The following is a 12936-nucleotide window of genomic DNA, read 5'->3' as shown; positions in this document are numbered from 1 at the left end:
GGACCCCGGCCGGCTCGGCCGAGCGGGGGTCAGGGGCGAGGCGCCGGTGTCCGCGACGCGGAGGGCGCCGGCGACAGGGAGACGTGCCCACGGGAACGGGGGCGGCTCCCCGCGTACAGGACGCCCGCCACGATAAGCGCCCCGGCCGTCAGCTTGGGCCACGACAGCGGCTCGCCCGTCAGCAGGGCCGCGGACGACAGCCCGAAGACGGGCACGAGCAGTGTGTACGGCGCGACGGCCGAGGCGTCGTAGCGGCGCAGCAGGTAGCCCCACACGCCGAACCCGCCCAGCGTGGACACGAAGGCGACGTACGCCAGGGACAGCCAGCCCTCCGCCGGGACGGCGAGGCGCGGTGGGCCCTCCACGAGGAGGGACAGCGCGAGCAGCGGGGGCGCCGACAGGGCGCTCACCCACACCATGAACCGCAGCGAGTCGGGCGGCGCGGCCTTGCGCTGGATGACGTTGCCGAGGCCCCAGGCCGCCGCGGCCGCCACGCACAGGGCGAAGGCGCCGGCGGGCCCCGAGAGGCCGAAGTCGAAGGCGACCAGGGCGAGCCCGGCGAAGGCCACGGCCAGGCCGGTCGTGCGCCGCGCGGTGAGCCGCTCGCCCAGCATCAGCACCGCGAAGATCACAGTGAAGACCACCTGGGCCTGCAGGACCAGGGAGGTCAAGCCGGCGGGCATCCCGGCCCGCATGCCCATGAGCAGCAGGCCGAACTGCCCGACCCCGATCGCCGCGGCGACGCCGGCGACCCAGCGCCATGGCACCTGGGGCCGCCCCACGAGGAGCAGGGCGGGGAACCCGGCCAGGGCGAACCTGAGCCCGGCGTACAGCAGCGGCGGGAAGTGATGCAGGCCCACCTGCATCACCACGAAGTTGACACCCCATACGGCCGCGAGGCCGATGGCGAGCGCCAGGTGACGCGGGGTCACGCAGAGCGCGGCTTCTGGTAGCGGACGCGCTGCTCCCTGGCCTGCTCGGCCAGGGTCTGGAGGTAGGAGAACGAGGGGGCGGACTGCTTCTTCTGCTTAAGGATTCGCATGCATATATTTTCCAACGCTACAGAGTGAAGGACAAGCGAGACTTCCTACGCTAAACCCTTTAGGCTGGCTTACATGTTGGACCTGAACCGGCTCAAGGCTCTGCACGCCGTCCACGTCTACGGATCGGTGGGCGCGGCGGCCGAGGCCCTCATGGTCACGCCCTCGGCGGTGTCCCAGCAGATCGCCAAGCTCGAACGCGAGACCGGCGCCCGCCTGGTGGAGCGCAACGGCCGGGGGGTGCGGCTCACCGACGCCGCGGGCCTGCTGGCCGAGCACGCCGAGCGCATCCTCGCCCTCGTGGAGACCGCCGAGGCCGACTTCGAGGCGCTGCGCGGCGCGGTCGTCGGCCGCCTGCACATGGGGGCCTTCCCCACGGCGACCCGCGGCCTCATGCCCGGCGCGCTCACGGGGCTGCGCGCCCGCCACCCCGACCTCCACGTCGTGCTCAACGAGCGCGAGCCCGAGCGCGTGGTGCGCGAGGTGGCGCGGGGCGAGCTGGACCTCGGCGTCATCCAGGACTGGATGAACCGCCCGATGGCCATCCCCGACGGGCTGTCCAAGGCGACGCTGCTCGACGACATCGCCGACGTGGTGCTGCCCAGCGGCCACCCGCTCGCGGGCAGCAAGGAGATCGAGCTGGCCGCGCTGAGCGGAGAGCAGTGGATCAGCTCCTCGCCCGGCACTGTCTGCCACGACTGGCTCGTCTTCACACTGCGCAGCGCCGACCTGGAGCCGGACATCTCATGCATGGCCGACGAGTACCCGACGCAGATGGCCCTCGTCGCGGCCGGCCTCGGGTGCGCGATCATCCCCAGGCTGGGCAGGGACCTCGTGCCCCAGGGGGCCACCGTCGTGCCGCTGCGGCCCCGGCAGTCGCGGCGGATCTACGCGATCTGGCGCACGGACGCGGCCCGCCGCCCCGCCATCAGGGCCGCGGTCGAGGCCCTGAGCCACGCCAGCCGCACCCACGAGAACGCCTGGGCCACCGTCTGAAACGCCGGGAACCACGCTGCCGGCGTCGAGGGTGGAGCGGATAGGCTGTCGCTCATCATGGCTGAAACCACCGTCGTCCACCTGATGCGTCACGGCGAGGTGCACAACCCCAACGGCATCCTCTACGGCCGGCTCCCCGGATACCACCTGTCCGACACCGGCCGGCTGATGGCCGAGACCGTCGCCAAGGCGGTGGCCTCACGTGACATCGTCGCCCTCTACTGCTCCCCGCTGGAGCGCGCCCAGGAGACCGTGGCGCCCCTGGCGGCGACCCTCGGCCTGGAGGTCACGACCGACGACCGGCTGATCGAGGCCGCCAACCTGCTCGAAGGCCGCATGGTCGGGCAGGGGCTGACGATCTTCCGCAACCCGCGCAACTACCGCTACTTCTGGAACCCCATGCGCCCGTCCTGGGGCGAGCCGTACCCCGTGATCATCAAGCGGATGCGCTCGATCGTGGAGGAGGCCAGGGACGCGGCGCGCGGCCATGAGGCGGTCCTGGTGAGCCACCAGCTCCCCATCTGGGCGATCCGGATGGCGGCCGAGGGCCGCCGCAGGCTCTGGCACGACCCGCGGCGCAGGCAGTGCGCGCTGGCCAGCCTCACCACGTTCACCTTCGAGGGCAACCGCCTGGTCAGCGTCGGCTACAGCGAGCCGGCCGGCTCGCTCGTCAAGGGGCCGACGATCCCGGGGGCCTGATCCTCCCGCGGCGCCCCCAGCGTCCGGGGCGGCCGGTCCCGCCGGTAGAGTTGCAAGCTCTACCGGTTGTAGTGCAAGGAGATCTTCCCCGTGCGCGCGAAGTCCGTCTCCATCGGTCCCGCCGGCTCGCTCGCCCTCCTGGCCGTCCTGGCCGTCACGGCGACGGGCTGCGCCGGCAGCCAGAACGGGCAGCCCCAGGCGGGCGACACGCGCTTCGTCGCCGGCGACGGCACGATGCAGGTGTTCGCCGCGGCCGAGCGCAAGGCCGCCCCCGCGATCGAGGGGAAGACGCTCGACGGCGGCACCGCCTCCCTCGCCGCGCACAAGGGCAAGGTCGTGGTGCTCAACTTCTGGGCCTCCTGGTGCGGGCCCTGCCGGGCCGAGGCGCCGGTGCTCAAGGACGTCGCCGCCAAGACCAAGGGCTCGGGCGTCGAGTTCGTCGGCATCGACTTCAAGGACCGCCAGGCCGACGCGCTGGCCTTCGAGCGCACCGAGCAGACCGGCTACCCGAGCATCTTCGACCAGCCGGGCAAGGTGGCGCTGGCCTTCCAGGGCACGGTCCCGCCCGCCGCCATCCCGTCCACGCTGGTGATCGACGAGCAGGGCCGCATCGCCGCCCGCGCGCTCGGCGCCGTGCGCTACCAGGATCTGATGGACACCGTGACCAAGGTCCGCGATGAGTGACGTCGTCGCCTCCGGCTCGCTGCTGCTGGCCGTGCCGATCGCGGTCCTCGCGGGGGTCGTGTCGTTCCTGTCGCCGTGCGTGCTGCCGCTGGTGCCGGGTTACCTGTCGTACGTGACCGGCATGAGCGCCGACCCGAAGCGGGGGCGGCTCGTGCTGGGCACGGCCCTGTTCGTGGCCGGGTTCGCGGTGGTGTTCGTCGCCGGGGGAGCGCTGTTCGGCGGGCTCGGCTCGATGATGATGGTCAACGCCGACGTCATCACGCGGGTGCTCGGCGTCGTCACGATCCTGCTCGGGCTGGCCTTCCTGGGCGTGCTGCCCGGGCTCATGCGCGACGTGCGCATCCACCGGATGCCGGCCGCGGGGCTGGCCGGCGCGCCGCTGCTCGGGGTGGTGTTCGGGCTGGGCTGGACGCCGTGCATCGGCCCGACGCTGGCCGTGGTGCTGGCGCTCGGGCTCAACGAGGGCAGCGCGTCCCGGGGCGCCCTGCTCGCCGTGGCGTACGCGCTGGGGCTGGGGCTGCCGTTCGTGGCCGCCGCCCTGGCCTACAGCAAGGCGCTGCGCACGTTCCGCGCCGTCCGCCGGCACAGCCGGCTGATCACCCGGATCGGCGGCGGCATGATGGTCGCCGTCGGACTGCTGCTCGTGACCGGCCTGTGGGGAGAGATGATCGCAAGCATGCAGGGGCTCGTCGGCGGGTTCAGGCCGGTGATCTGATGGCGGTCAAGGAGCTGGAGAAGGAGCAGGCGCCGCGGCCCGCGGGCTTCGGCGCGCTGGGCTGGGCGCGCTGGGCCTGGCGCACGCTCACCTCCATGAAGACGGCCCTCATCCTGCTGTTCCTGTTCGCGCTGGCCTCGGTGCCCGGCTCGCTGGTGCCGCAGCGCGGCGTCGAGCCCGACAAGGTCGCGCGGCTCTTCCAGCAGAGCCCGGCCCTGGCCGAGTGGTACGACCGCTTCCAGCTCTTCGACGTCTTCACCTCGGTGTGGTTCGCCGCGATCTACCTGCTGCTGTTCACCTCGCTGGTGGGCTGCATCATCCCGCGCACCGCCACCTACTTCCGGGAGGTGCGCCGCCGGCCGCCCGCCGCGCCGCGCAACCTGGCGCGGCTGCCGCACCACGCCGCCTTCGCCGGCGACCTGACGGTCGAGGAGGCCGCCCGGCGGCTGCGCGCCCGCCGCTTCCGGGTCGACACCGGCGACGGGTGGGTGGCCGCCGAGAAGGGCTACCTGCGGGAGACGGGCAACCTGCTCTTCCACATCTCGCTGCTCGGTCTGCTCGTGGCGGTCGGCATGGGCTCCCTGTACGGCTACCGGGGCAACGTGCTCGTCGTCGAGGGCGACGGCTTCGCCAACACCGTCGCCAACTACGACCGGTTCATCCCGGGCCGCGAGGTGTCGGCCGAGTCGCTGGAGCCGTTCTCGTTCGAGCTCAAGGATTTCAAGGCCACCTACCAGGTCCAGGGCGACAAGCGCGGCCAGGAGCTCGACTACTCGGCGTACCTGCGGGTCAACGACTCGCCGACGGCGCCGGCGCGCGACTACGAGCTGAAGGTCAACGAGCCGCTGGAGATCAACGGCACGCAGACGTACCTCATCGGGCACGGCTACGCGCCCGTGTTCAAGGTCACCGACGGACAGGGGCAGGTCGCCTTCGACGGGCCGGTGCCCTGCCTCATCGAGCACAAGCCCACTCTCACCTCGGGCTGCGTGGTCAAGGCGCCCGACGCCCGGCCCGGGCAGCTCGGCTTCCTGCTGAGGTTCCTGCCGACGAGCGTGCCGCTGACCGACGGCACCTACGCCTCCGCCTTCCCCGGCGAGCTCCAGCCCGAGGTGCAGGTGCTCGGCGCGTTCACCGGCGACTTCGGGGTGCGCTCCGGCCGCCCCCAGTCGGTGTACCAGCTGGCGCCGCCGGATCTCATGAAGAAGCTGAAGCCGCTGGTCATGGGCACCTCCGTGCCGAAGCCGCTGCCCGTGGGCCAGTCGCTCGACCTGCCGAAGGGCGCCGGCAAGCTGGAGTTCACCGGGGTCAGGGAATGGATCACCCTCCAGGTCGCGTACGACCCCGGCCGGGTGCCCGCGCTGCTGGCCGCCGCCCTCGCGACGGTCTCCATCGCGGCGTCGCTGACGATCCGCCGTCGCAGGGTGTGGGTGCGGATCGGCGGCAAGGACGGCGCCGGCGAGAAGGGCACGGTCGAGGTGGGCGGCTTGACCCGCACCGAGGGCTCCGCCGCGGGCTTCGCCGAGGAGTTCGACGACATCGTGAAGGTTCTATCTGCTGGAGACAAGGATGTCCGCTGACCGACTGGCCGAGGTGAGCGACCTCTTCGTCGTCGCCGCGGTGCTGCTCTACCTCTTCTCCATGGTCGGCTTCGCGCTGGAGCTGGCCTTCGGGCGGGCCCGGGCCGACGCTCCGGCCGCCCGCGCCAAGGTGCCCGTCACCGTGGGCGGCGGGGACACCGGCGACGCTGACGCGGCCGTGCCCGCCGGGGTGGAGTCGCCGAGCTGGGCGCCCAAGGCGGGCGTCGCCGCGCTCGCGCTGGGCTGGCTGGGCTGGGCGGCCAATCTCGCCGCCATCGTCACCCGCGGCCTGTCCGTGGACCGGTGGCCGTGGGGCAACATGTACGAGTTCGTGGTGGCGATCTGCTTCGCCGCGGTGACCACGTTCCTCGCCATCCAGTTCCGGCAGAACGCGCGCTTCCTCGGCGCGTTCGTCATGGTGACGGCGACGCTGGGGCTCGGCTTCGCGGTCAAGGTCCTCTACACGGCCGCGGGCCCGGTGGTGCCGGCGCTCAACTCGTACTGGGTGGCCATCCACGTCACGGCGGCGATCCTGGCGAGCGGCCTGTTCATCCTCGCGGGCGTCGCGGGCATCCTCTACCTGGTGCGCGGCGACGGCCTGTCACGGCTGCCGTCGCGGGCCGACCTGGAGCGGGTGGCGCACCGGGTGATCGTCCTGGCGTTCCCGGTGTGGACGTTCGCCGTCATCGCCGGCGCGCTGTGGGCCGACAAGGCGTGGGGCCGCTACTGGGGCTGGGACCCCAAGGAGGTCTGGGCGTTCATCACCTGGGTCGCCTACGCCGCCTACCTGCACGCGCGGGTCACGGCGGGCTGGCGCGGCCGGGCGGCGACGATCGTGCAGCTCATCGCCTTCGCCTGCCTGCTGTTCAACCTCATCGGCGTGAACATCTTCATCAGCGGGCTGCACAGCTACGCCGACGTGAGCTCATGAGCTCGTGAGCCGGAGGGGCGAGCGGGAGGGGGGTGCCGTCGCTTCGCGGGGGCGCCGGGTCGGCCCGTCAGCCGGCCGGCTGACGAGTCAGCCAGCCGATCGCTGAGCCGGTCAGCCGGTCAGTCGTCGCCGCGCATGCGGCGGTCGAGCTCGCGCAGGAACTCGGGGTCGTCGTCGGGGCCCTTGGGGATGGGGGCGGGGGCCGCGTCGGGCCGCCGCCGGGGCGCCCGCTCCGCCGTACGCGCGCCCTGGGGGCGGCCGAGCAGCATCCAGAACAGCCCGCCCGCGAAGGGCACCAGCACGACGATCAGCAGCCAGAGGGTCTTGGGGACGTTCCTGACCTCCTCCTCGGGGGTGGTGATGAGGTCGAACAGCGAATAGAGCCAGAAGGCCAGCAGCGCCAGGCCGATTACGACACCTGCCATGCCCGAACTGTAAGCCATCTGCGACGTGATCGTGTCAGCCACATGCACCATTTCGGGTGACTCGCGATGATCCGCGTCGTACCGTGGAACAGATTCAGCGGAGCCCCTCGCCGGCCGGCGCCCTACGGCCGTCCGGCGGCTCGCGCGGGCGCCACGGCGTGGAGAGGTGCGCGTGGAGAGGTGCGATGGCCTTTTCTAACGACAAGGGCCGCCATCGGCGGGGTCGTTGGTGGCGGCGTGGCTCGTACCTCTTCTCCCGGCGCAGCGAGGCGCCCCCAAACGCCGACCGCTCCTTCTGGGCCTACGGCGCCCCGTCCCTCCGTCGCCCGGACCGCCCGGTACAGGAGTCGCCACGCGAGCCCGCCCGCGGGACGGAGGGCCGCTCCTTACGTGACCGGCTGGAGCGGGACCGGCTGGAGCGTGACAGGGCGGCCCGCGAGTCGCACCGGGCGCCGCCTGGGCACGGCGAGACGCCCCGCCTGTGGGAGCGGCGGCGCAGGTGGGAGGCGCCCGAGCAGTTACCGGCCGCCGTGGTGGAGCGCCCCCAGTACACCTGGTACGACTTCGAGCTCGACGACCTGCCGCCCCGAGCCCAGCCGAACCGGCCCGACGCCCCGTCCCTGGACGACGGGCTGCGTCACTGCGGCAGGCTGGAGGCGGTCCTGCACCGCCAGTGGGACGCCCGGCTCGGCCCGCCGACGCCGGAGGTGATCCGGGCCGTGGAGAGCCTCGCCAGGCTCCCGGAACGGCTCAAGGACCTGCTGGCCGATGGCCTGGAGGGCATCTACGTGGGCCCCGGCGGGGTCCCGGACCTCGACGACATGGGCTACCTGCGCGGCGCCCCGCTGCCCTCGGGCCGCGCCACCTGGGACATCTGCGCCGGCGCGTACGGCGACCGGAAGATCGTGGTGGGGGACCGGCCGTCGCCGACGCCGGACGTGATGATGCACGAGGTGGGTCACGCCATCGACGACATCGACTCCACGTACGGTGACTGGGTGTCCGACTCGCCGGAGTTCGTGGCCCTGTACGAGAAGGCCACGCCGCTGCTGGCCTCGGCCTTCCACCGGCAGGGGGGCGGCCTCGGCCGCAAGGAGTTCTTCGCCGACGCCTTCGCCGCGATCGCCTCGCGGCAGCGTCCGGCGCTCGTCGACATGCTGAACGGCGACACGCGGATGGCGCTCGACGTCATGCTGTTCTTCAACCGGCGCTACGGAATCTAGGTGATCAGCCATGTACGTCATCCGGCTCGCTGACGGGACCCTGCGCGTGCCGCGGACCCTGACCAGCGAAGACGGGCGCCTCATCGCGAACGCGTACGTGGACCTCGAACCCGGCGACCCCGACTACGACCGATGGCTGCCCGAGTCGCTGACCGAGGAGGAGCTGGCCGAGCGGCGCGGCAGGTGGCAGGCGGGCAACGACGAGTTGGAGCGGGAGTTCCTGGCGTACCGGGGGGAGCAGCTCGGGGCCGAGAACGCGGGGCGGGCCCGGGCGGAGCAACTCGGGGCGGAGAACGCGGGGCGGTCCTGGGTGGAGCAGGAGGAGACCTAGCCGCCCGGCCGATGGCCGGGGAACGTCCTGACAGGCGCCAGCCACGGTCAGCGGTTGGCGCCCGGCGTGCCGTACCTATCCAGAACGGCATCCCGCCGCGGTGATCCTGGCGCGCAGGATCACCGAAGACGGAACGTCAGACGCGCGGGGACTCGCCTGCCGGCCGATCGGCCGTAAGGACGTCCTCGCCTCGGAGAAGGGCGTGCACTTCCGACTCGCGGAAGCGCCGGTGCCCTCCGGGGGTGCGGATACTGCTGATGCGGCCTGCCGCAGCCCAGCGTGTAACCGTCTTTGGGTCTACCCGGAAGAGGGCGGCAACCTCTCCTGGGGTCAGCAGACGCTCGCTGCTACTCTCCACCAATCTCTCCCCCTCGCATCCCGCTTCCTGCCAGCGGGCGGACAGGTAACAAGTGTGTCGAGCGAAGCCTGATTTATCCGTGGTTTTCGACAAAGATCACGGGTTGTTATCAGCTGACTGCCCGATTGTTATATGATAGAGCCTCTTTGGGGCTCTCGTGGGTGTTTCTTTACGAAACTCCCTGACTGGGAACAGTAGCAGCGCTCGCGCTGGATGCGAAGAGCGACCGCACTAGCCGGCGAGTAACCTCGACGTGTGCGTCCCGTTCTCGTTTACACCGCGTCGCGGATCGGTCTCTTTATCGTGACCATGGGTCTGCTTGCCCTGCTCGGCCTGCATAACATCTTCTTGCTGCTGCTGGCGTCTTTCTTTGTCAGCGGCTTCGCGAGCCTGGTGGTGCTGTCCAAGCAGCGAGACGCCATGAGCACGCGCCTGGCCAACAAGATCGACCGGCCGAAGCCGAGCGACGACTAGGGCAGGGGGAACATGCCAATCCGGGCATGGTACTCCCGTCCGAGTCTCGTCGTGTCGCTACCAACCAGTAGTCCGCCGGGGTGGGCCAGAAACGCCTTCACCCCGATGCCGCGCTCCCGCCCGGGATTCCAACTGAGCGCCTTACCTGTCATCGGGTGAATGGCCGCGATCCCCTCACGGGGCACCGCGCCCGGTCCGGCCGTGTCGTGGCCGCCGGGATTGTTCATCCAGCGCTGATGGCCGCCCACGTAGACGGCCGCCCCGGTCACCGACACCGCGTAGAGCGAGTCGCCGCCGGTGCTGTTGACCCAGGTGGGCCGCACCTCGGAGGCCGTCGCGTACGTCTCGAACCGGGCGGCCGAGTCGCACAGCCGGCCGCTGCGCGGTCCTCCCGTGGTGACGACCACGAAGTAGCGGCCGTCCGGTGAGACGTCGAGCCCGCGCACGTACGAGGGGAACGCGCGCATGCACGCGGGCGCGTACGCGGTGGTCCGCCAGGGCGCGACCCGGGCCGTGGGGCCGGTGACGTCGATCAGCCCGAGCTGGGGCCGTGAGCGCCCGCCCAGGGTGGTGAAGCTGCCGTCGACCACCAACCGGTCGGCCGTCGCGGCCAGCGCGGTGACCTTCACCTTGGGCGTCAGCGGAGCCCCGGGTGTGATCGCGAAGCGCGGGTCGGCCGCCCCGGTGACGGCGTCCAGCCGGGCCAGCGCCGTGCGGGGCGCGGTGAAGTCGCCTCCGGCGTACACCTGGGAGCCGCGCCGGGCCAGCGTGGTCACCATGCCGCCCGTGATCCGCGGCGCGAAGCCCGGCACCGCGGCCCCGTCGGCCAGCCTGAGCCGCGTCAGCGGCCCCACGGGCGCCCCGTCGACCTCGGGGAAGTCGCCGCCCACGTAGACCGTGCCGTCGTCGCCGGCGGCCAGGGCGTGGACGGGGCCGTCGACCTCCGGCGCGAAGCCGGGCAGGATCCGCCCGGTGGCCAGGTCGTAGGCGAACAGGTTGTCGCGCGCCACCGTGCCGGACCGGTCGGCGCCGGAGACCTCGGTGAACGAGCCCCCCACCACGACGGTGCCGCCGACCAGCGCGATCGCGTTCACGATGCCGTCGAGGACGTGCGGTGTGGTGTCGACCGGGTCGGCCGACACCACCCGGGCCTGCGGGACGGGGGCGGTCGCGAGGAGCGCTGCGAGTGTGACTCGGGAAAACATTCGCCAAGTATTAGCAGACTCTTCGTGGTCATACGCTTACTTTCCGTTGATTGTCGTGGTGGCCATAGGCTTGGCCCATGACGCGCGCTCAGTTGGACAAGCAGCCGGACGAGGTCGCCGCGATGTTCGATCGCACCGCCCGGCGCTACGACCTCGTGAACGATGTGCTCACGCTCGGCCAGGTGCGCCTGTGGCGCAAGGCCGTCGCCCATGCCGTCGACGCGGGGCCCGGCGAGCTGGTCCTCGACCTCGGGGCCGGCACGGGCACCTCGACCGACACCTTCACCACGCTGGGAGCGCGCGCGATCGCGTGCGACTTCTCGCTGGGCATGCTCAGCACCGGCGTGCGCAGGCGCGGCGGCAACGCGCTGAGCGGGCCGGGCGTGCCGTTCGTCGCGGGCGACGCGATGCGGCTGCCCTTCGCCGACGACTCCTTCGACGCGGTGACCATCTCGGTGGCGCTGCGCAACGTCCACGACACCGCCCAGGCGCTGCGCGAGATGCTGCGGGTCACCAGGCCGGGCGGGCGTCTGGTCGTGCTGGAGTTCTCCCGCGTGACGTTGCCGGCCTTCGATCTCGTCTACCGCCAGTATCTGATGCGGCTTCTTCCCGTGGTGGCCCGCGTCTTCGGGTCCAACGGCGCCTCCTACGACTACCTCGCCGAGTCGATCAGGGACTGGCCCGACCAGGCGACCCTGGCCCGCACGATGCAGGGGGCCGGCTGGGGGCGGGTGGCCTGGCGCAACCTCGACCTGGGCATCGTGGCCATCCATCGGGGGTTCAAACCGGCCTGAGCCGGGTCCACGATGCGGGACGCGCCGGGACGGGGATGAGCGAAATTCGCTTCCGGCGACGGTTTGGTCAAAGCGGCAGGCCCCGACTGCCACTATGTACCGGAAAAGCGTTAGACTGCGGGCCGACAAGTTTGTGAAGGGGTTCACAAAGGAACGAAGGCGCCAGACACCCCGAGGCCTTCGAGCGTGTAGGACAGGAACAGTCCAGTGACCGTGCCCACAGCCAGAAAGCCTGACGACGATGCCGATGTCATCGTCGTCGGCGCCGGTCCCGCCGGTTCCGCCACCGCTTTCCACCTCGCGCGGGCCGGGCTCGACGTGCTGGTCCTGGAGAAGACCACCTTCCCCCGGGAGAAGGTCTGCGGCGACGGGCTGACGCCCCGCGCGGTCAAGCAGCTGATGAACATGGGCATCGACATCGACGCCCCCGGCTGGGTGCGGAACAAGGGCCTGCGGGTCGTCGGCGGCGGCCTGCGCTTCGAGCTCGACTGGCCGCAGCTGGAGCGCTTCCCCGACTTCGGCCTCGTGCGCACCCGCCAGGACTTCGACCAGATCGTCGCCGCCAACGCCGTCAAGGCCGGGGCGCGGCTGATGGAGGGCGTCAACGTCACCGGCCCGGTCCTCGACGACCGCAGTGGCCACGTGGTCGGGGTGACCACCAAGGACGGCGCGACCTACCGGTCCCGGATCGTGGTGGCCGCCGACGGCAACAGCACCCGGCTGGCTCTCGGCATGGGGCTGCACAAGCGCGAGGACCGCCCGATGGGCGTGGCCGTGCGCACCTACTTCACCAGCCCCCGCCACGACGACGACTACCTGGAGACCTGGCTGGAGCTCTGGGACGACCAGACGCTGCTGCCCGGCTACGGCTGGGTGTTCGGCGTCGGCGACGGCACCGCCAACGTCGGCCTCGGGCTGCTCAACACCAGCGCCCAGTTCAAGAACATCGACTACCGCGACCTGCTCAAGCGGTGGTGCAGGGCGATGCCCGCCGAGTGGGGCTTCACCGAGGAGAACATGACGGCCCCCATCCGCGGCGCCGCGCTCCCCATGGCCTTCAACCGGCAGCCCCACTACACGCGCGGCCTCGTCCTGGTCGGCGACTCCGGCGGCGCGATCAACCCGTTCAACGGCGAGGGCATCGCGTACGCCATGGAGACCGGCGAGATCGCGGCCGAGGTCATCGAGCGGGCCCTGCGCAGGGACACGACGCCGGCCCAGCGCGAGCGCACCCTGCGCACCTATCCTGACGTGCTGAAGGACGCCTACGGCGGGTACTTCACCCTTGGCCGGTGGTTCGTCGAGGCCATCGGCAAGCCCGGCGTCATGAGCTTCGGCACCCGCCATGGTCTGCCGCACCCGAGGCTGATGCGCTTCGCGCTCAAACTCCTTGGTAATCTCACCGACCGGCGGGGCAATGCGTCAGACAAGATCATCAACGCACTCTCGAAGGTCGCGCCGCCAGCATGAATCCCGCACAC

The 12936-nt window shown here is 71.5% G+C and carries 15 protein-coding genes; 11 read left to right on the top strand and 4 right to left on the bottom strand.

The genetic code is table 11. The features are described 5' to 3' along the window. Positions 1 to 29: 29 nt before the first annotated feature. Complete coding sequence (locus AB0H64_RS08940; RefSeq protein ID WP_357621848.1) at positions 30 to 932, bottom strand: EamA family transporter; 903 nt, start codon at positions 930 to 932, stop codon at positions 30 to 32. Positions 933 to 1115: 183 nt separating this feature from the next. Between AB0H64_RS08940 and AB0H64_RS08935 the strand changes: the two genes are divergently transcribed. The 6 genes from AB0H64_RS08935 to ccsA all read left to right on the top strand — a co-directional run bounded on the left by AB0H64_RS08935 (position 1116) and on the right by ccsA (position 6645). Next, positions 1116 to 2036, top strand: coding sequence for a LysR family transcriptional regulator (locus AB0H64_RS08935; protein WP_357621845.1), 921 nt, complete (start codon positions 1116 to 1118; stop codon positions 2034 to 2036). 57 nt (positions 2037 to 2093) lie between these two features. Next, positions 2094 to 2735, top strand: coding sequence for a histidine phosphatase family protein (locus tag AB0H64_RS08930; RefSeq protein ID WP_357621843.1), 642 nt, complete (start codon positions 2094 to 2096; stop codon positions 2733 to 2735). Positions 2736 to 2825: 90 nt separating this feature from the next. After that, a complete protein-coding gene (locus AB0H64_RS08925; RefSeq protein WP_357621840.1) occupies positions 2826 to 3419 on the top strand; it encodes a TlpA disulfide reductase family protein in 594 nt (197 codons plus the stop codon). After that, a complete protein-coding gene (locus AB0H64_RS08920; protein WP_357621837.1) occupies positions 3412 to 4134 on the top strand; it encodes a cytochrome c biogenesis protein CcdA in 723 nt (240 codons plus the stop codon). Before AB0H64_RS08925 ends, AB0H64_RS08920 begins: the two co-directional genes overlap by 8 nt. Then, entirely contained in the window at positions 4134 to 5714 is a 1581-nt protein-coding gene (locus tag AB0H64_RS08915; protein ID WP_357621835.1) for a cytochrome c biogenesis protein ResB, read from the top strand. Before AB0H64_RS08920 ends, AB0H64_RS08915 begins: the two co-directional genes overlap by 1 nt. Continuing rightward, positions 5704 to 6645, top strand: a complete 942-nt coding sequence (gene ccsA / locus AB0H64_RS08910) for a cytochrome c biogenesis protein CcsA (protein ID WP_357621832.1) — start codon at positions 5704 to 5706, stop codon at positions 6643 to 6645. Before AB0H64_RS08915 ends, ccsA begins: the two co-directional genes overlap by 11 nt. A gap of 119 nt (positions 6646 to 6764) precedes the next feature. Here the strand turns inward: ccsA and AB0H64_RS08905 are convergent, their stop codons facing one another. After that, positions 6765 to 7070 carry a PLD nuclease N-terminal domain-containing protein gene (locus tag AB0H64_RS08905; RefSeq protein ID WP_357621829.1) on the bottom strand — a complete coding sequence of 102 codons (306 nt, stop codon included), beginning with the start codon at positions 7068 to 7070 and terminating at the stop codon, positions 6765 to 6767. Between the two features lie 185 nt (positions 7071 to 7255). On the opposite strand from AB0H64_RS08905, the gene AB0H64_RS08900 reads away from it, so the two are divergent. Beyond that, entirely contained in the window at positions 7256 to 8293 is a 1038-nt protein-coding gene (locus AB0H64_RS08900; RefSeq protein ID WP_357621827.1) for a hypothetical protein, read from the top strand. Between the two features lie 10 nt (positions 8294 to 8303). Beyond that, positions 8304 to 8624 carry a hypothetical protein gene (locus AB0H64_RS08895; protein ID WP_357621825.1) on the top strand — a complete coding sequence of 107 codons (321 nt, stop codon included), beginning with the start codon at positions 8304 to 8306 and terminating at the stop codon, positions 8622 to 8624. A 136-nt stretch (positions 8625 to 8760) separates the two neighbouring features. Here the strand turns inward: AB0H64_RS08895 and AB0H64_RS08890 are convergent, their stop codons facing one another. Then, complete coding sequence (locus tag AB0H64_RS08890) at positions 8761 to 8982, bottom strand: BldC family transcriptional regulator (protein WP_026214226.1); 222 nt, start codon at positions 8980 to 8982, stop codon at positions 8761 to 8763. A gap of 255 nt (positions 8983 to 9237) precedes the next feature. Here AB0H64_RS08890 and AB0H64_RS08885 point away from each other — a divergent pair, with 255 nt between their 5' ends. Then, a complete protein-coding gene (locus AB0H64_RS08885) occupies positions 9238 to 9456 on the top strand; it encodes a DUF4229 domain-containing protein (RefSeq protein ID WP_357621822.1) in 219 nt (72 codons plus the stop codon). On the opposite strand, the gene AB0H64_RS08880 is transcribed toward AB0H64_RS08885, so the two are convergent. Next, a complete protein-coding gene (locus AB0H64_RS08880) occupies positions 9453 to 10661 on the bottom strand; it encodes a hypothetical protein (protein ID WP_357621819.1) in 1209 nt (402 codons plus the stop codon). The genes AB0H64_RS08885 and AB0H64_RS08880 overlap by 4 nt on opposite strands. A gap of 77 nt (positions 10662 to 10738) precedes the next feature. On the opposite strand from AB0H64_RS08880, the gene AB0H64_RS08875 reads away from it, so the two are divergent. Then, positions 10739 to 11455 carry a demethylmenaquinone methyltransferase gene (locus AB0H64_RS08875; protein ID WP_357621816.1) on the top strand — a complete coding sequence of 239 codons (717 nt, stop codon included), beginning with the start codon at positions 10739 to 10741 and terminating at the stop codon, positions 11453 to 11455. A 207-nt stretch (positions 11456 to 11662) separates the two neighbouring features. After that, the gene (locus AB0H64_RS08870; protein ID WP_357621814.1) at positions 11663 to 12925 is read left to right on the top strand and encodes a geranylgeranyl reductase family protein; all 1263 of its coding nucleotides are present in this window, start codon (positions 11663 to 11665) and stop codon (positions 12923 to 12925) included. Positions 12926 to 12936: the final 11 nt, after the last annotated feature.

The organism is Nonomuraea sp. NPDC050733 (assembly GCF_040654215.1).
Classification (GTDB): domain Bacteria; phylum Actinomycetota; class Actinomycetes; order Streptosporangiales; family Streptosporangiaceae; genus Nonomuraea.
This window is presented reverse-complemented; position numbering and strand designations above follow the sequence as displayed.

Coding starts and splice junctions, on each gene's coding strand:
- AB0H64_RS08930 (WP_357621843.1), top strand. CDS start 2,094: ATGGCTGAAACCACCGTCGTCCACCTGATGCGTCACGGCGAGGTGCAC.
- AB0H64_RS08935 (WP_357621845.1), top strand. CDS start 1,116: ATGTTGGACCTGAACCGGCTCAAGGCTCTGCACGCCGTCCACGTCTAC.
- AB0H64_RS08905 (WP_357621829.1), bottom strand. CDS start 7,070: ATGGCAGGTGTCGTAATCGGCCTGGCGCTGCTGGCCTTCTGGCTCTAT.
- ccsA (WP_357621832.1), top strand. CDS start 5,704: ATGTCCGCTGACCGACTGGCCGAGGTGAGCGACCTCTTCGTCGTCGCC.
- AB0H64_RS08915 (WP_357621835.1), top strand. CDS start 4,134: ATGGCGGTCAAGGAGCTGGAGAAGGAGCAGGCGCCGCGGCCCGCGGGC.
- AB0H64_RS08920 (WP_357621837.1), top strand. CDS start 3,412: ATGAGTGACGTCGTCGCCTCCGGCTCGCTGCTGCTGGCCGTGCCGATC.
- AB0H64_RS08880 (WP_357621819.1), bottom strand. CDS start 10,661: ATGTTTTCCCGAGTCACACTCGCAGCGCTCCTCGCGACCGCCCCCGTC.
- AB0H64_RS08875 (WP_357621816.1), top strand. CDS start 10,739: ATGACGCGCGCTCAGTTGGACAAGCAGCCGGACGAGGTCGCCGCGATG.
- AB0H64_RS08895 (WP_357621825.1), top strand. CDS start 8,304: ATGTACGTCATCCGGCTCGCTGACGGGACCCTGCGCGTGCCGCGGACC.
- AB0H64_RS08900 (WP_357621827.1), top strand. CDS start 7,256: ATGGCCTTTTCTAACGACAAGGGCCGCCATCGGCGGGGTCGTTGGTGG.